A 15,179-nucleotide genomic window follows, 5' to 3' on the forward strand; every position below is an offset into this window, starting at 1 on the left:
CGGTCTTGCCGCCTGCGGTGGCGAGCGCCCTGCGGGCCCGTCCGCAATCGCCGGACGGGCTGTTTTGGCTGACCTCAGGCAAAACAGCCCGGCGATTGAGGACACCGCCGCGCAGTGGTGGTGCGGGGCGGCACGGGCCGCGGCGCCCGTTCACCTGACCCGCCGGACACGGCTCAGGCGGCGCGGGCGGCCCTCGCCACCGGGTGGAGCGCCGCGTACTCCAGCGGCGCCGACGGGTCGATGGACACCTCCAGCGGCGCGGGCTCCGCCCCCGCGCGCACCAGCAGATCACCGACGGCCGCGATCATCGCGCCGTTGTCGGTGCACAGCCGCAGCGGCGGCACCCGCAGCTCGACGCCCGCCGCCGCGCAGCGGTCCTGGGCCAGCGCCCGCACCCGGGAGTTGGCGGCCACCCCGCCGACCACGACGAGGGTGCCCACGCCGTGCTCGACGCATGCCGCGACGGCCTTGCGGGTCAGGACGTCGGCCACGGCCTCCTGGAGGGACGCGGCGCCGTCCGCGACGGGCAGCGGCCGCCCGGCCTGCCGGTGCCGCTCCGCCCAGCGGGCGGCGGCCGTCTTCAGACCGGAGAAGGAGAAGGCGTACGGATCGTCGCGCGGCCCGGTCAGCGGCCGGGGGAACGCCACCGCGCGCGGGTCGCCCTCGCGGGCCGCCCGGTCGACGGCGGGACCGCCGGGGTAGGGCAGGCCGAAGACCCGGGCCACCTTGTCGAAGCACTCGCCCGCCGCGTCGTCCAGGGTGTCGCCGAGGTGGACGATCGGGTCGCGCGCCAGATCCCGCACGAGCAGCAGCGAGGTGTGCCCGCCGGAGACGATCAGCACCATGCACGGGTTCGGCAGCGGCCCGTGCTCCAGGGTGTCGGCAGCCACGTGCCCCGCGAGGTGGTGCACGCCGTACAGCGGCACGCCCAGCGAGTAGGCGAAGCCCTTCGCCGCGGCGACGCCGACCTGGAGCGCGCCCGACAGGCCGGGGCCGGTCGTCACGGCCACCGCCCCGATGTCGCGCATCGTCAGGCCCGCGTCGGCCAGCGCGGCATGGACGACGGGCGCCGCCGCGTGCACATGCGCGCGGGCCGCGATCTCCGGCACGACACCGCCGTACCGCGCGTGCTCGTCCATGCTGGAGGTCACCGCGTGACCCAGCAGCTTCCCGTCCCGGACGAGACCGGCACCGGTCTCGTCGCAGGACGACTCGATCCCCAGCACCACCGGTGAACGCCTCACGAGCGGACCTCCTGCCTAGCCTGTGTAATTGCAAACAGTATGCAACTGTAGGCGAGCCGGGTCCCGGTCGTGGTGCCGTCGTCGCAGGTCAGTAGAGTTCCGATGCCCCTGTACGCCGCGAATCCCGAGGTGCGCCCACGTGAGCCAAGCCCCCGTGACGGTCGTAGGCATCGGCGCCGACGGCTGGCCGGGCCTCGCCCCCGGCTCCCAGGAGGCCCTGCGCCGGGCCGAGGTGATCGTCGGCGGCCCCCGCCAGCTCGATCTGCTGCCCCCCGACTGCGCGGGCGAGCGCGTCGCCTGGCCCTCGCCGCTGCGCCCGGCCGTCCCCGGACTGCTGGCCGCGCACACCGGACGCCGGGTGTGCGTACTCGCCAGCGGCGACCCCATGTTCTTCGGTATCGGCCGCACGCTCGTGGAGGCCCTCGGCACCTCCGACGGACTGCGGATCCTGCCGCACCCCTCCTCCGTGTCGTACGCCTGCGCCCGGCTCGGCTGGCCGCTCGACGACATCGAGGTGCGCAGCCTCGTCGGCCGCCCGCTCGGCGTGCTGTCCGCCGCCCTGCACCCCGGTCGCCGGCTGCTGGTGCTCAGCGCCGGCGCGGACACCCCCGCCGAGGTCGCCGCCCTGCTGCGCGACCGAGGCTTCGGGCCGAGCCCGCTGACCGTGCTGGAACAACTCGGCGGCGCCCGCGAGCGCCGCGTCGAGGGCACGGCCGACGACTGGAACCACGCCCCCGGCGACGCGCTGAACGTCATCGCCGTCGACTGCCGACGCGCCGAGGACGCCCTCCGGCTGCCGCTCACCCCCGGCCTTCCGGACGAAGCCTTCGAGCACGACGGTCAGTTGACGAAGCGTCATGTGCGGGCGGCGACCCTCGCCGCACTCGCCCCCGCCCCCGGCGAGCTGCTCTGGGACATCGGCGGCGGCTCCGGCTCCATCGGCATCGAATGGATGCGCGCCCACCGCTCCTGCCGCGCCGTCACCGTCGAACGCGACCCCGTACGGGCCGCCCGTGTCGCCCGCAACGCCGAGACCCTCGGCGTACCCGCGCTGCGCGTCGTCACCGGCGCCGCCCCCGCCGCGCTCACCGGCCTGCCCACCCCCGACGCCGTGTTCATCGGCGGCGGGCTCACCGCCCCCGGCCTGCTCGACGCGTGCTGGGCCGCGCTCCCTGCCGGCGGCCGGCTCGTCGCCAACACCGTCACCCTCGAATCCGAGGCGCTGCTCACCGACTGGTACCGCCGCCACGGCGGCGACCTGACCCGCCTCGCCGTCGCGCACGCCGTGCCCGTCGGCGGCTTCACCGGCTGGCGGCAGGCCATGCCGGTCACGCAGTGGTCCGTGGTCAAACCCGCGGAAGCCGTGGCCAAACCCGCAGAAGGAGAAACCGACGCATGACCGTGTACTTCATCGGCGCCGGCCCCGGCGCCGCCGACCTCATCACGGTGCGCGGCGCGCGGACGCTGGCCCGGTGCGGGGTCTGCCTCTACGCCGGCAGCCTCGTCCCCCGCGAACTCCTCGCCGAGTGCCCGCCGGACGCCCGTCTCGTCGACACGGCACAGCTCAACCTGGACCAGATCACGGCGGAGTTCGTCGCCGCCCACGAGGCGGGCCTCGACGTCGCCCGGCTGCACTCCGGTGACCCGGCCGTCTTCAGCGCGGTCGCCGAACAGATGCGCCGCCTCGACGCGGCCGGCATCCCGTACGAGATCGTCCCCGGCGTCCCCGCCTTCGCCGCCGCGGCTGCGGCCCTCGGCCGTGAGCTGACCGTGCCGACCGTCGGCCAGACCGTCATCCTCACCCGCATCGCCCAGCAGGCCACCCCGATGCCCCCCGGCGAGGACCTCGCCACCCTCGGCCGCAGCGGCGCCCTCCTCGTCCTGCACCTCGCGGCCCGCTACGCCGACCGCGTCGTCGCCGAACTGCTCCCGCACTACGGCCCCGACTGCCCCGCCGCCGTCGTCGCCATGGCCAGCCGCCCCGACGAACTCGTCCTGCGCGGCACCCTCGCCACCATCGCCGACCAGGTGAAGGAGGCGGGCGTGGTCCGGACGGCGGTCATCATCGTGGGCCGCACGCTGGGGGCGGAGCAGTTCCCGGACAGCCACCTGTACTCGACGACCCGGGACCGCTGCGCGGGCTGAGCGCCGGCGCCGATCAGGTGGCCGAGGAGCGGCCCGGCCTGGGGCGAACGAGTGAGGGCGCGAAACCTCCCCGGTGACGGCCAGTTACCCGGGTGAACCCCCGACAAGGGACGACTCACCACGCGAAAGGTCACCGGACGTGCTGAAGAGAGTACTCGCGACGGCCGCCCTCACGGCTTCGGCAGCCGGTCTCCTCGTCGCTCCCGCGACGGCCGTCGGCAATGACGGCGGGGACGTCGCGAACGGCAACGCCGCCAGGACCGGATACGGCAACACCGTCACCGGCGGCGACCGAAGCCCGCAGATCAGCGCGGTGCAGGGGACGCTCAACAAGCTGTGTCTCGGCGTAGGAAAGGTCGGCGTCCAGTCGCTCGCCCTGCTGGTCAACATCGGCCTTCAGGACATCCCCGTCCTCACGTCGCAGCAACAGCAGCAGTGCGCCGACGATTCCACGATCAGCGACGGCGACGACCAGCTGTCCCACCTCGTCGAGGAGATCCCGCTGCTGACCGGAAACGGGTCCGCCAACCACTGACCACGTCGCTAGGGCGCGCAGCCCGGAGGAAGCCGACGCGGCGCTCGCGCATCGGTGTGCCTGCCGGACCGAAGGGCGGCGAGGCCGAAGGCCAGCCCTCCGGCGATGAACCAGGGGTTCCAGAGGGCGAGCGTCCAGGCCCGCTGGCTCGCGCTCACGGAGCTGTCCAGGTGTGCTGTGCCGGTGGTCAGCAGCAGCACCTCGATGCCGATGCCACGGGCCAGCAGGAGGGCGCTGGCACCCCATCCCAGCCACCTTGCCAGTCGAGCGGGAACGCCCCGGAGCCTCGAATGGGCAAGCAGCCATGCCAGCAGGGCGCCGAGGAGGCAGAGCGCACCCACACCCCACAAACCGGCTACGACGAACCACAGCGGGCGCTCGGTGGCCAGCGGACCGGCGGAGACGCTCAGCCCCACATCACCGCCGACGGCCCAGTAGAAGTGCAACCCGGCGAACGCGACCGCCCACCAGCAGGCGATACGCCCCCACAGCGTGGACGGCTTCGCGCCTGTTCCCTCCGGTTCGCGTTTCACCGCAGGCCCTTACCGGCATCGCGCTTGTCAGCACATGGGCTGTCCGCTTCCTGTGGCAACACGATGACTGCGGTGCCCTTGGCCAGATCGATGCTGGAGCGGGGCGGCGCACCGTCGCTCTCGTCGTCCCGTCGCAACAACTCCACCCTCCGCTGCTCCAGCTCCACCGTCTTGTTTCCGTTCACGACCGCCGTGAATTCATCGAAGGCCGTGTTCGACAACGACCGCCCCGCGCGCCTGCGCAGCCACGGCATCAAGCCCAGCCCCGTGAACCACCGCCACATGCTCTCCACCAGGGCGAACAGGGCCAGTAGACACACGAACGCCGGGAACGACATGGCCCACATCGCCACAGTCGGCACCTCCCATCGCCCTCACCACAGTTGACGGTCGGGAAACGGCGGAGAGGCCGGCGTCGTTCCCATCGGACGTGCGGGCGCCGTCTGTCGCCGCATTCGGGAAGCACTTGTTGATCGCAGGGCCGAAATGTCCGCGCGAACTGACAGCGGTGCGGCAGGGCCCGTCACATCGGGAGGGAGAACAGACGCACTGGCTGCGAAGGCCAGTGAGCCTGGTCGCGCAGGGGCGTCACCATGGTCCGCAGTGGCATGGTCACCAAGCGGGTTCCGGGTTGTTCGACGAGTACGTCCCTGTCGAGCGGATGCCAGCCGAGGCGCTGGTACAGCGGCACGAGAAGAGGTCGGCAGAACAGGAGCGCGTGCTGCGGACCCATCGTGCGAGCGTGGTCGAGTGCTGCTGTGACCACGAGCCGCGCCAGCCCCCGACCTTGCATGTCGGGTGCGACGGCCACCCCGCCGACGCCCACCACCTCGGTCCGGGTGTCGCCGATCGCAACAGGCAGCCTCAGCAGGCCGGCGTGTGCCACAAGTCGGTCGCCGTGTCTGATGCCGAAGTGTTCTTCTTTGGGCAGCCAGGTGAGACCGGCCGCGGCAACACCGAAGGGATCGTCGCCGTCGCCGAGGATCTCGTCCTGCTCCGTCTTCGTGTACCGGGGGAGCCGCACGACAGTCGGTGCTACAGAGGGCTGGTTGTCAGGCATCCCCACATGATGATCTCTCCTCCGAGGACTGGCCAAGCGGTTGCTCAGCCGATCATCGAGGTCAGCCTGCGGCGATGGCGTGCCGTCACCGCCGCTCAGCCGCAGTCCTCCCCGCTACGGAGGGAACCGTTCCGAACGGTGCGGCATCTGGCCCGGTGTGGGTTTCTGGATGCTGTTCTTCGGGCTGTTCTTCATGGCCGGGTGGCTGGCAGCCGCCGGTGCGCTGGGGTACGCCGTTGCTGTGCTGGTGCGCATCCGGCGGCAGGACTGGATGCGCCGCCACGGACACGCGGCCGTACGGCTGCTGGTGCCGACGACCGCGTACCTGCGCTTCGACGTGGCGCTCGCTGTGTTCGCCGTCCTGGCCGACCTGTGGCTCGTGTCGGGAGCCATCGTGTTCGGGACGGACGGCATTTTCACCGAGGACTGGATGGGCTACGCAGGCATGACGGATCCCACCGGGCAGGGATATCAGGCCGGAGTGGTGAGCATGCTGCGCACGACGGCATGGTGGACTTTCGGGATCGCTGTCCTGTGCCGGTGCTGGATCACGGCCTGCATACAGGTGTGCGTCCTGCCGCTGGCAGCCTGGTGGATCGGAACGTTCGAGACCTTCTACACCTGAGCTCCTGGCTTACTCTCTGCCGAACCTCGTCGTCGAAGTGCGCCTCGAACCAGATCACTCCGTCACGGGCAGGCACTCGGCGAGCAGGTCGACGACGTCGAGCCAGGCGCGCTGCGCGTGCCGTGGGTGGTAGCCGACGCCGGGGAGCACGGGCTGGTCGACCGGCGGGTGGTGGAAGGCGTGCAAGGCACCGCCGTAGACCACGAGGCGCCAGTCGACGCCCGCGGCCTGCATCTCGGCGGTGAACGCGGCCCGTTGCGCGGGCGGCATGATCGGGTCTTCCGACCCGACCCCGGCCCACACCGGGCAGCGGATGCGCGCCGCCTCGCCCGGCCGGCCCGTGGTCAGTGCGTTGACTGTCCCGATCGCGCGCAGGTTGACGCCGTCGCGCCCGAGTTCCAGCCCGATGGCGCCCCCGGTGCCGTAGCCGATGGCGGCGATCCGTTCAGGGGCGGTACGCGGTTCGGCGCGCAACACATCGAGCGCCGCGTGACCGATGCCCCGCATCCGGTCGGGGTCGTCGAGCAGCGGCATGCAACGGGCCAGCATCTCCTCGGCGTCGCTCAAATATCGCCCGCCATGGATGTCGAAGGCCAGCGCCACGTATCCCAGCTCGGCGAGCGCATCGGCCCGGCGGCGCTCGACGTCGCTGAGCCCCGGACCCTCTGGTCCGAGCAGCACCGCGGGCCGGCGGTCGACACCGGCCGGGAGCGCGAGGTGCCCGACCATCGTCAGGCCGTCGGCCGGGTACTCGACCGTCCGCGTGGTAACCGTCGTCATGAGACTGGACTGTAGCGATCATCGAGCCCGGTCGGGCAGGTGTTCAGCCGTTGGCTGAACGCTCGGGTGGGCTCTGCCATTTGGGCCCAGCCGGTCGTACCTGAGCGACGAGGCGCTGCGCAGCTCCTCGGCCGAGGAGATCACGGCCGGGCTCGGGACCAGAGGAAGCACTGGCCTGACGAATACAAGCGGCACACCTTTGTACGGGCCTCAGCGCCGGGCCAGCGCCAGCACACTCAGACCGAACATCAGGACCCCCAGCGGGAGATGAACCGACGGGACGTGCGCGATGCCGGGCACGACCTGGACCGAGGCGAGTACGAGGAAGCCCGACGCGTGCCAGATCGGCCGGGGTGAGCTGCCGCCCGGCTTCCATGCCAGTACCGCCGCGAGCACATACAGCATCGACGCCCCGTACATCACGCGGGCTCCGACGCTGTGCAGCGTCTCCCCGTAGGACGAGGCCAGCAGCAGTCCGGCGGAGACCGCCTGAAGGAGGATGGTCAGGGTCTGCAGGGCGATCGCGATCTGCAGGAACAAGGCACTGCGCCGCTGTGCGTTCGCCGTCACCTGAGTGGCCATGTCACAGTCCCCCTTTGTCCGCCCTCGGGCGGCCGGTCGATAAGGTCTCGGCAGCCCGACGACGCGGGCCTGCGAAAGGTAAGGCGAGGGGGCGGCCGAAGCATGGGGACTGTCGGGGCCGGCGCGGACGGGATAGCAGGCGAGCGGCGCCAACTGATCAATATCGCCTACCGGTTGCTCGGGTCGTTGACCGAGGCCGAGGACGCGGTACAGGATGCCTACGCGCGCTGGTGCGCGCTGCCACGCAGCCGGCAGGAGGAGATCCTGTCTCCCGGCGCCTGGCTGACGACGGTGACCAGCCGCATCTGCCTGGACCTGCTCGGCTCGGCGCGGACCCGCCGTGAACGCTATGTCGGCGCGTGGCTGCCCGAGCCGCTGCCCGACCGCACCGAGTGGGGCCGCGCGGGCGGTGCGGACCCCGCCGACCAGCTCATCCTGGATGAGTCGGTGGGCATGGCCTTCCTCGTCGTCCTGGAGTCGATGACGTCCGCCGAGCGGGTGGCGTTCGTCCTGCACGACGTCTTCCGGTACCCGTTCACCGAGATCGCCAATGCCCTCGGCCGGAGCCCTGCGGCCTGCAAGCAGCTGGCTTCCTCCGCCCGGCGGCGGGTGACCGCCTCGCGCGCTCCGGTGACGGCGACCGGCCGGGCCGATGTGGTGAGAGGCGTCAAAGAGGCATGGGAGACCAAGGACATCGCGGCCCTCATCCGTCTCCTCAACCCGGCCGCCGTGATGACCGCCGACGGCGGCGGCATGGTCGGCACCGCCCTGCGCCCGGTCGAGGGCGGCGCGCGCATCGCCCAGTACATGGTTGCCGTCGCCGACAAGGCTCCGGGGCTCGAACTGCTGGAGCGATCGGTCAACGGTGCGCCGGGCCTGGTGGCCCAGCGTGCCGGCGTCGTCATGACCGTGGCCTCGTTCGACGTCTCCGACGGGCGCATCACCCGGATCTGGGCGGTCCGCAACCCCGAGAAGCTACGGCTGTGGGCACGGGAGGGCCAGGGCAGGGGCCCGGAGTGATCAGCAGGGACACCTCGTGCGTCCGGCCGCCTGGCAGGCCGGTGGTGCGGCTATCGGCCGCGCGCCGGGGCGTGCGTGCTGGGCGCGGCGGGACGGGCGTGCTCCGGGAGTTTCCTACGGTGAGGGGCCCCAGCGCTCCGCGCGGGTAGGGAGCAGCGGAGCGCGATCGTCGGCGCGTCCGTGGTGCGGAGGGTGGGAAAATGTTCGGTGTACGTGGTGCCGTGGTGGCTGTGTGTTCCCTGGTGCTGGCGGGAGCGTCCTCGGTGCCGGCCCCGGCCTCGGAACCCGGCAAGGTGATCGCCTGCGAGGGGGCGGAGAACACCACGTACAGCCCGGGGCTGACCCTTCTGCCGAAGCGGGTCTCCCTCAAGGCCGTCAGCGACTACAGCTGCCACGGTCTCGGCCCGGCGCCGGTCCCGGCGGCCGGGCTCAGCGTGGGAGAGTCGCCCGCCGCTTCGTGCGTGACGGTGAACTCGCCCCGCGTGCGGGAGCGGGTGCGCTACGCCGACGGCCGGAAGTCGGTGATCGTCTACGGGGAGTCGATCGCCGTCCGGGCCGCGGGCGTCATGGTCGTGACGCTCACGGGCCGGGTGACGGAGGGTCTCGGCGCGGGCGGCACGGCGCGCCGCACGGTCCGGATGCTGCCCGCGGAGCCCCCGACGGCATGCCTGACGCCGGCCGGGCTGGGAGGCGTCACCGGAGTGGGCGCGCTGAGGATCACGACCGGATGAGGGCAAAGGGGAAGGCGGCGCCGCCGTATCGCGTGGCGCCCCCGACGCCGTGCGCGGCCCCGTCCCGGTGACGGGCCGTCACCGGCAGAGTCAGGGCGAGGGTGCAGCCCTGGCCAGGGGGGCCGATCCGTGGAGCGGGACAGATCCGGGTCACTGTCGGCGGCGGCCCCTAGGCCTGACGCACGGCTGCCGAACAGGGCACGTGGCAAGGTAGGTGCCATGTGTGGTCGATACGTCTCCACCCGCAGCCCCCAGGACCTGGCGAGTCTGTTCCAGGTCGCGGGCTGGAACCCGGAGCAGCTCGTGGAACCGAGCTGGAATGTCGCCCCGACCGATGACGTATGGGCGGTGCTGGAACGCGCTGACCGTGAGAGCGGTGTGCTGGAGCGGCAGCTGCGGGCGTTGCGGTGGGGGCTGGTGCCGTTCTGGGCGAAGAGCCTGGAGACGGGCGCGAAGATGATCAATGCGCGGGTGGAGACGGTGCACGAGAAGCCCGCCTACCGTCGTGCGTTCGCCAAGCGCCGTTGCCTGCTCCCCGCGGACGGGTTCTACGAATGGCAGACCGTCCCGGCGACCGGGACGGCGAAGGCCAGGAAGCAGCCGTACTTCATCAGCCCGGCCGACGGGCAGGTGATGGCGATGGCGGGGCTGTACGAGTTCTGGCGCGACCCCGCGGTGGCCGACGACGAGGACCCCGCGGCGTGGTGGACCACCTGCGCCGTCATCACCACCGAAGCCACCGACACCGCCGGCCGCATCCACCCCCGCATGCCCCTGGCCATCTCCCCGGCGGACTACGAGGCCTGGCTCGACCCCGCGCACCAGGACCCCGACGAACTCCGCGCCCTCCTGAACGCCCCCGCCCACGGCGACCTCGACGTCCGCGCGGTGACCACCGCGGTGAACAGCGTCCGCAACAACGGCCCCCACCTCCTGGACGACGCCCCCGGACCGGGCACCGAAGCCTGACCGACGATCGACAGGCGCGCGCCACCGCGGCGGACGGACCCCGTGGGGCCTCGTCAGGCCACGTTCTCGATCAGGAATTGCTGGTCCGGGCCGTCGCTGCACCGCTTTTCGATGGCCTCCGCCTCCGGGGCGGTGTCCTCGCCGGCGATGCCCACGCACCGGCGCGTGCCCTCCAGACGCAGGCGATAGCGCGTCGTGGCGCCCACAGGTTCCATGCGGAAGTGCTGGTCCTTGTTGGAACGGCTGCACGCGTCCCAGGGTTCGAGCATGCCTTTCGCCGGGGCGCTCCGGCGGATGGTGAGGCAGCCCTTTCCGTGTTGGGGGTGGTGCCATTCGATGGAGTACGGGGCGTCGGGGCCGTCGTGCACCCGCTTGAGGTAGGTGTGCGGTGGTCTCGCCTCCCCGCAGGGGCGCTGCGCGGCGATCGCGCTCGGGTACGCGCCACTGCGGTCGCGGCCCTCGGTCAGGCAGAGGTTCGGGGTGCGGGCCGGGCGGATCTCCACCCAGCCCCGTACGGCCGAGGCCGCCGGCGCACGTGTTCCGTTCCCGTCGCCGGGCAGCAGCATCCACACACCCGCTGTCAGCAGGAGGACGGCGATCACGGCCACGGTGACCGCCACTGGCCTGCGGCGGAAGCGGCGTGACCTGCCCGACCCCTCCTCGATGCGACTCCGGGTCTCCAGCCACGCTGCGATCTCGCGCTCGTCGTCCACCCCACAGGCGTGGAGGAACGCGACGAGCAGTTCCGGTCGTGGCAGGGACTGGCGCTGGAGTACGTCCGCGAGAGTGCTGCGGGCGAGGAACTCGCCCCGGGCCTGCGCCCGCTGTTCCAACTCCCGGTAGGTCAGTCCCGAGCGGTCCTTGACCTGGCGCATGCGATCGGTGAGCTCGTCCGCGTCACGTGCGCTTCGTCGCTGTGTGCCGGTCCCCCGCATGCCGGAATGGTTCCCGGCGTGGGCCGGGGGCGCAATCCGCGAACCGGCCAACCTGCCCGGACAGGGCCCGGACAAGGCCGGACACCAGGCCGGCCACGGTTTTCGCGCCCAGGTCGTGCTGTCCCCGCTCGGGGAACATGCCGCTCTACTCGGTCGGTTCCCCGAGCGGCGGAAGGACGCCGAGCTGTTGCAGCAAACCGAGTGTGTCCTTGTCGGACCACTTTTCCGCCAGCTTGCCGTTCTCGATGCGGTGGACGACTGTCGCCGTGATCTCCAACTGATGGCCCGTGGCGGGAATGCCCGGCAGATCGCGCTCGTGCACACCCCGGCACAGCAGCCGCGTGACGACCTTGTCGCCCTCCGCCACCTGGTCCTGGATCTCGTGCGTGCCCGGCGTCGCCTCCCAGAACACGCGGAAGATCTGCTTCAGCCCTTCGAGACCTGTGCCGAAGCCCGGGAAGGGCGGGGGAGAGTGGTCCAGGTAGTCCTCGGCGACGAGGTCGTCCAAGGCGTCGATGTTGCCCTGGTCGATCTCCGCGTAGAAGCGGCGGACGAGCTTCTTGTTCTCTTCTGCGGACACTCCCGCAGTGTGGCCGGGTGCGCCGCATCCCTCGGATGTGACGCGCCCGGCCTCCACGGAGGTTCACTCTCGCGGACCGGGACCGCGCGTGCGGTTCCGGGTGCTCCCACCGCTGTCGGCATACGAGGCCCGCCGGCCGTGCCGCCCGCACGGGGAGGCGGGCCGGTCGGCAGACTTCAGGTGCTGAGCAGGCGGTTGAAGAAGGAGCGGTAATGCTGGAGGGCGACACGTAGATCCTCAGTCGCCACTTCCTCGCCCTGCTGCCACTGGTCCTCGAGTCCTCGTTTGTGGTCGGAGAAGGTCGTGGCCAGGGCCTGCATCGTCTCGGCGACGAGCTGGTCGGCCGCGTTGACGGCGTCCCTGGGGTCATCGACGAAGTCGCTCTGGATCTTCTGCCACCTGGTGCGGAATTCCTCCTCTTCCTCGCCGAGCAGGGGCTCGTTCTCCTCGGTCGGTTCCGTTTCCCGGCGGTCACCGGCGGACGTCCCGCCGTTGCCCTCCCGGTCCTCCTGCCCTTCCCGGCCTTCCCGGTCGAGGCCGGTGGCTTCCCCGGGGTACTGCGGCGGCGCGTCAGCCGGATCCAGCGCCTCGTCTCCGGTGTCTCCGATGCCCTGCCGGGCACCGGCCAGGTCTTCCGTGGAGAGAACACCCTCGTCGTCCCGGGGTGTGTCGTGGTTGCGCATTTCCTCGTCACTTCCGTCCGTCATCGTGGTCCGTCCGGACACCGACGGAGCCGGCTCACCGTCTGCGGGCTGCCGGCCGATCTCTCATCCCCGGCTCTCGCGCGGCCGGTCGCCGTTGTGGAGCAGCTCGTCGAACAGTGCGCGGTAGTGCACCATCGCGCCGCGCAGCTCCTCCGTGGTCGCCTGATGGCGACTGCTGCGGTCGTTGACCTCATGGGCGGCCCGGTAGTGCTCCAGGGTGCGTCCGTGCTCCACGGACAGATCCCTCACCTGCTGCTCGTACCCCTCGGTGGGGTACCCGCGCTCGCCCATGAGCGTGGTCACGAGCCGGTCCGCCTCATGGACCGCGTCGTCGGGCCGGTCGACGAACTGCTCCTGTACGCGCGCCCAGTCCTGGGCGTAGCGGTCCCGGACGGATGCCGGCAGTTCCTTGATGTCCAACGCGTCGTGGCGTTCCTGGCGCTCGCGCAGCTCGCGCTCGCCCTCACGGCGGCTGTCCTTGGACTCCACGGTCCGCTCGTACTCCGGTCCGAAGCGCTCCCGCAGCTTCCGGCGGCGCGCGGCGAGCGTCCCCGCCGTCACCGCGCACACAAGCAGCACCAGCACAGCGGCGATGATAATGATGGTGATGAGGGACATGGCATCCTCCGCTCGTAGCCGCATGCTCCCCGAGCGCGGCGACTGCTGCCTTGGGGCATCGGCCGCCGACGCGGCGCCCACGTTCCCGCCGCTCCTTGCCAAGGGGGCCGCTCCCAGGCCGGTGGCCGGCCGTCGCGGCTCAGCGGGAGCCGGCTGAGGCTGCCCGGCAGGAACAGGATCGCCCGAGACGATCAGGTTCTCCTCCGTTCACGCACACCCTCTCGCCCCTTCTCCATCGTCCTCCTCACCTGCCCCACGGGCAAGCATCGGTGGACAGAGCCGGGCGGGGGCGCCGGAGCCCCGGGCACCCGGACCGGGGCTTTTGCCCCCTCCGCGGTGCCCCGGCGGCCTGGCCGCCGGGGCAGGGCATGAGGGACGCCGGCGCCGCGCTCAGTTGCTCGTGGTGGCCAGCTTCGCCGCGAAGCCGAGGAACAGCGCTCCGGCCCCCGTCGTGAGGCCCGCTGACAGCTTCCGGCGGCGGCGGAACTGCGCGGCGAGGTAGGTACCGCCGAGGATCAAGGCGGTGACGTACGCGATGCTGATGACTTGGTAGACGAGTGCGAGCAGCGCGAAGGACAGGCCCGGGTACGCATACCGCGGGTCGACGAACTGTACGAAGAACGAGATGAAGAACAGAATCGCCTTCGGGTTCAGGATGGTGATCACCAACGAGCGTCGGAACAGCCTTCCGCCCGTCGACGGGTCGGGGGCGACCGCCGCATCCTCCGCGGTCTTTCCGTTGCGGCGTCGCCACATCGCCCACGCCGCCCGGATCATGCCCACCGCGATCCAGGTCAGGTAGCCGGCTCCGGCGTACTTCACGATGGTGAACAGCAGCTCGTTGGTCTGCAGCAGCGAAGCGAGCCCGGCAGCCGTCGCCACCATGAGCAGGGTCTCGCCCAGGAACACCCCTGCCGCGGCGCGGTAGCCGGCTCTGACCCCAAGACGTGCGGCGACCGAGAGCGTGAACAATGAACTCGGCCCCGGCAGCAGAATGATCAGCAGCGCGCCCAGGGCGTAGGTCGGCAGATTCTCCACTCCCAGCATTCCGGAACCCTTCTCGTCGCCCGCTGGAGCCCGGCGGGCGGCCGAGCCCCAGGCGGCCTCGGCGCTGCTCATAAGGACGTTCGGCCGCTCGTGGTCGACCAGCAGATCCCATGCCGGACGGTTCGGCAACGGAATAAACCGCGAGAAGCCTGATCCGCCGGGAGCGTTCGCCAACTCGCCGCAGGCCCCCTCGTGCGCACCAAGACGAGTGGGTCAGCGGACCGTGCCGTCTCCCAGCCTCCCTGCCCAGTCCAGCAGTTCGGGTTCGGCCAGGCTGGTGCCCAGCCAGTCGTGGTCGAGGTCGGTTCCCGAAAGGGACGGCACGACCGCGACGCAGAGCCCGGCAGCACGCGCCGAGGCAATACCCGTGGCCGAGTCCTCGAACGCGACAGAACGCGTCGGGGGTACACCGAGTGTCTCGCATGCCGTGAGGTAGAGCTCCGGTGCGGGCTTGGGGGAGCGTACTTCGTCGGCGGCGAACGAGTGGGTGAAGCAGTCCGCGAGGCCGGCCGACCACAGGGCCGCGTCCAGCAGTTCCCGGGGGCTGTTGCTGGCTACGGCGACGGGGACGGCCGCCCGGCAGGCGCGCACCAGTTCCGCTGCCCCGGGGAGAGGTTCGGCGCCTCGGGAGAGCTCTTTGCGGACTCTTTCGAGGAGTTCGGCGGCGAGTTCGGCCCCGGCGCCGGGGCGCCCGAGGTATTCGGCCATGGCCTCGGCGGCGTCCTCCACGGTGCGCCCGATGACCAGCGCTTTCTGTTCGGGGCCGAAGGGGTGACCGTGTGCCGCGAAGATGGCCGTTTCCGCAACGGTCCAGCATGCTTCGGTGTCGACCAGCAAGCCGTCGCAGTCGAAGACCACTGCCTCGGCGTTGGTGAGGAGCGAGCCCATGCGGGTGTCCTTTCGCTTCAGGTGGTGCGCGGGACGCGTACGGCATCCAGTCCGGCTGTCAGCGTGAGAAGTCCCGCTGTGGGCGCGGAAGTTCCCATGGCGTCTGAGGTGATCATGAGCAATCACCCTAGGTCGGGAGCTGTGGAACGTCCATATTCCTGCCCGATATCAGGCAGGAATCGC

The 15,179-nt window shown here is 71.4% G+C and carries 19 protein-coding genes; 7 read left to right on the forward strand and 12 right to left on the reverse strand.

Going from position 1 to position 15,179, the window contains the following annotated elements; all coding sequences use genetic code 11:
• Nucleotides 1-173: 173 nt before the first annotated feature.
• The gene (gene tsaD / locus AB8O64_RS31140) at nucleotides 174-1,229 is read right to left on the reverse strand and encodes a tRNA (adenosine(37)-N6)-threonylcarbamoyltransferase complex transferase subunit TsaD (protein WP_370424026.1); all 1,056 of its coding nucleotides are present in this window, start codon (nucleotides 1,227-1,229) and stop codon (nucleotides 174-176) included.
• A 154-nt stretch (nucleotides 1,230-1,383) separates the two neighbouring features.
• Here tsaD and cbiE point away from each other — a divergent pair, with 154 nt between their 5' ends.
• The 3 genes from cbiE to AB8O64_RS31155 all read left to right on the forward strand — a co-directional run bounded on the left by cbiE (nucleotide 1,384) and on the right by AB8O64_RS31155 (nucleotide 3,924).
• The gene (gene cbiE, locus AB8O64_RS31145) at nucleotides 1,384-2,643 is read left to right on the forward strand and encodes a precorrin-6y C5,15-methyltransferase (decarboxylating) subunit CbiE (protein WP_370422826.1); all 1,260 of its coding nucleotides are present in this window, start codon (nucleotides 1,384-1,386) and stop codon (nucleotides 2,641-2,643) included.
• The gene (gene cobM, locus AB8O64_RS31150; RefSeq protein WP_370422828.1) at nucleotides 2,640-3,389 is read left to right on the forward strand and encodes a precorrin-4 C(11)-methyltransferase; all 750 of its coding nucleotides are present in this window, start codon (nucleotides 2,640-2,642) and stop codon (nucleotides 3,387-3,389) included. The genes cbiE and cobM overlap by 4 nt, the downstream gene beginning before the upstream one ends.
• Before the next feature lie 139 nt (nucleotides 3,390-3,528).
• Nucleotides 3,529-3,924 carry a rodlin gene (locus AB8O64_RS31155; RefSeq protein WP_370422830.1) on the forward strand — a complete coding sequence of 132 codons (396 nt, stop codon included), beginning with the start codon at nucleotides 3,529-3,531 and terminating at the stop codon, nucleotides 3,922-3,924.
• An 8-nt stretch (nucleotides 3,925-3,932) separates the two neighbouring features.
• On the opposite strand, the gene AB8O64_RS31160 is transcribed toward AB8O64_RS31155, so the two are convergent.
• The 3 genes from AB8O64_RS31160 to AB8O64_RS31170 all read right to left on the reverse strand — a co-directional run bounded on the left by AB8O64_RS31160 (nucleotide 3,933) and on the right by AB8O64_RS31170 (nucleotide 5,517).
• Nucleotides 3,933-4,457 (reverse strand): DUF3995 domain-containing protein, encoded by a 525-nt coding sequence (locus tag AB8O64_RS31160; protein WP_370422832.1) that lies wholly within the window; start codon nucleotides 4,455-4,457, stop codon nucleotides 3,933-3,935.
• A complete protein-coding gene (locus AB8O64_RS31165) occupies nucleotides 4,454-4,804 on the reverse strand; it encodes a DUF6191 domain-containing protein (protein ID WP_370424027.1) in 351 nt (116 codons plus the stop codon). The genes AB8O64_RS31160 and AB8O64_RS31165 overlap by 4 nt, the downstream gene beginning before the upstream one ends.
• Nucleotides 4,805-4,980: 176 nt before the next feature.
• A complete protein-coding gene (locus AB8O64_RS31170) occupies nucleotides 4,981-5,517 on the reverse strand; it encodes a GNAT family N-acetyltransferase (RefSeq protein ID WP_370422834.1) in 537 nt (178 codons plus the stop codon).
• Nucleotides 5,518-5,674: 157 nt separating this feature from the next.
• Between AB8O64_RS31170 and AB8O64_RS31175 the strand changes: the two genes are divergently transcribed.
• Nucleotides 5,675-6,142 (forward strand): hypothetical protein, encoded by a 468-nt coding sequence (locus AB8O64_RS31175; protein WP_370422836.1) that lies wholly within the window; start codon nucleotides 5,675-5,677, stop codon nucleotides 6,140-6,142.
• Nucleotides 6,143-6,196: 54 nt separating this feature from the next.
• On the opposite strand, the gene AB8O64_RS31180 is transcribed toward AB8O64_RS31175, so the two are convergent.
• Both AB8O64_RS31180 and AB8O64_RS31185 read right to left on the reverse strand, forming a co-directional pair.
• Nucleotides 6,197-6,922, reverse strand: coding sequence for a dienelactone hydrolase family protein (locus AB8O64_RS31180; protein ID WP_370422838.1), 726 nt, complete (start codon nucleotides 6,920-6,922; stop codon nucleotides 6,197-6,199).
• 210 nt (nucleotides 6,923-7,132) lie between these two features.
• Nucleotides 7,133-7,504, reverse strand: coding sequence for a hypothetical protein (locus AB8O64_RS31185; RefSeq protein ID WP_370422839.1), 372 nt, complete (start codon nucleotides 7,502-7,504; stop codon nucleotides 7,133-7,135).
• A gap of 102 nt (nucleotides 7,505-7,606) precedes the next feature.
• Between AB8O64_RS31185 and sigJ the strand changes: the two genes are divergently transcribed.
• The 3 genes from sigJ to AB8O64_RS31200 all read left to right on the forward strand — a co-directional run bounded on the left by sigJ (nucleotide 7,607) and on the right by AB8O64_RS31200 (nucleotide 10,224).
• Nucleotides 7,607-8,524: an RNA polymerase sigma factor SigJ gene (sigJ, locus tag AB8O64_RS31190; protein ID WP_370422841.1), complete on the forward strand. Its 918-nt coding sequence runs from the start codon at nucleotides 7,607-7,609 to the stop codon at nucleotides 8,522-8,524.
• Nucleotides 8,525-8,724: 200 nt separating this feature from the next.
• The gene (locus tag AB8O64_RS31195; RefSeq protein WP_370422842.1) at nucleotides 8,725-9,255 is read left to right on the forward strand and encodes a hypothetical protein; all 531 of its coding nucleotides are present in this window, start codon (nucleotides 8,725-8,727) and stop codon (nucleotides 9,253-9,255) included.
• A gap of 219 nt (nucleotides 9,256-9,474) precedes the next feature.
• Complete coding sequence (locus tag AB8O64_RS31200; protein WP_370422844.1) at nucleotides 9,475-10,224, forward strand: SOS response-associated peptidase; 750 nt, start codon at nucleotides 9,475-9,477, stop codon at nucleotides 10,222-10,224.
• A 53-nt stretch (nucleotides 10,225-10,277) separates the two neighbouring features.
• Here AB8O64_RS31200 and AB8O64_RS31205 read toward each other — a convergent pair whose 3' ends face one another.
• The 6 genes from AB8O64_RS31205 to AB8O64_RS31230 form a co-directional block, all read right to left on the reverse strand.
• Complete coding sequence (locus AB8O64_RS31205) at nucleotides 10,278-11,159, reverse strand: helix-turn-helix domain-containing protein (RefSeq protein ID WP_370422845.1); 882 nt, start codon at nucleotides 11,157-11,159, stop codon at nucleotides 10,278-10,280.
• Nucleotides 11,160-11,304: 145 nt separating this feature from the next.
• Complete coding sequence (locus tag AB8O64_RS31210) at nucleotides 11,305-11,739, reverse strand: ester cyclase (protein WP_370422846.1); 435 nt, start codon at nucleotides 11,737-11,739, stop codon at nucleotides 11,305-11,307.
• A gap of 176 nt (nucleotides 11,740-11,915) precedes the next feature.
• Nucleotides 11,916-12,446, reverse strand: a complete 531-nt coding sequence (locus AB8O64_RS31215; protein WP_370422848.1) for a hypothetical protein — start codon at nucleotides 12,444-12,446, stop codon at nucleotides 11,916-11,918.
• A gap of 60 nt (nucleotides 12,447-12,506) precedes the next feature.
• The gene (locus AB8O64_RS31220; protein ID WP_370422849.1) at nucleotides 12,507-13,061 is read right to left on the reverse strand and encodes a hypothetical protein; all 555 of its coding nucleotides are present in this window, start codon (nucleotides 13,059-13,061) and stop codon (nucleotides 12,507-12,509) included.
• Between the two features lie 390 nt (nucleotides 13,062-13,451).
• On the reverse strand, nucleotides 13,452-14,108 hold the full coding sequence (leuE, locus tag AB8O64_RS31225; RefSeq protein ID WP_370424028.1) for a leucine efflux protein LeuE: 657 nt from the start codon (nucleotides 14,106-14,108) through the stop codon (nucleotides 13,452-13,454).
• A 213-nt stretch (nucleotides 14,109-14,321) separates the two neighbouring features.
• Nucleotides 14,322-14,996, reverse strand: a complete 675-nt coding sequence (locus tag AB8O64_RS31230) for an HAD family hydrolase (protein ID WP_370422850.1) — start codon at nucleotides 14,994-14,996, stop codon at nucleotides 14,322-14,324.
• Between the last annotated feature and the right edge of the window lie 183 nt (nucleotides 14,997-15,179).

The sequence above is a fragment of the Streptomyces sp. QH1-20 genome (assembly GCF_041283565.1).
Taxonomy (GTDB): Bacteria; Actinomycetota; Actinomycetes; order Streptomycetales; family Streptomycetaceae; genus Streptomyces; species Streptomyces syringius.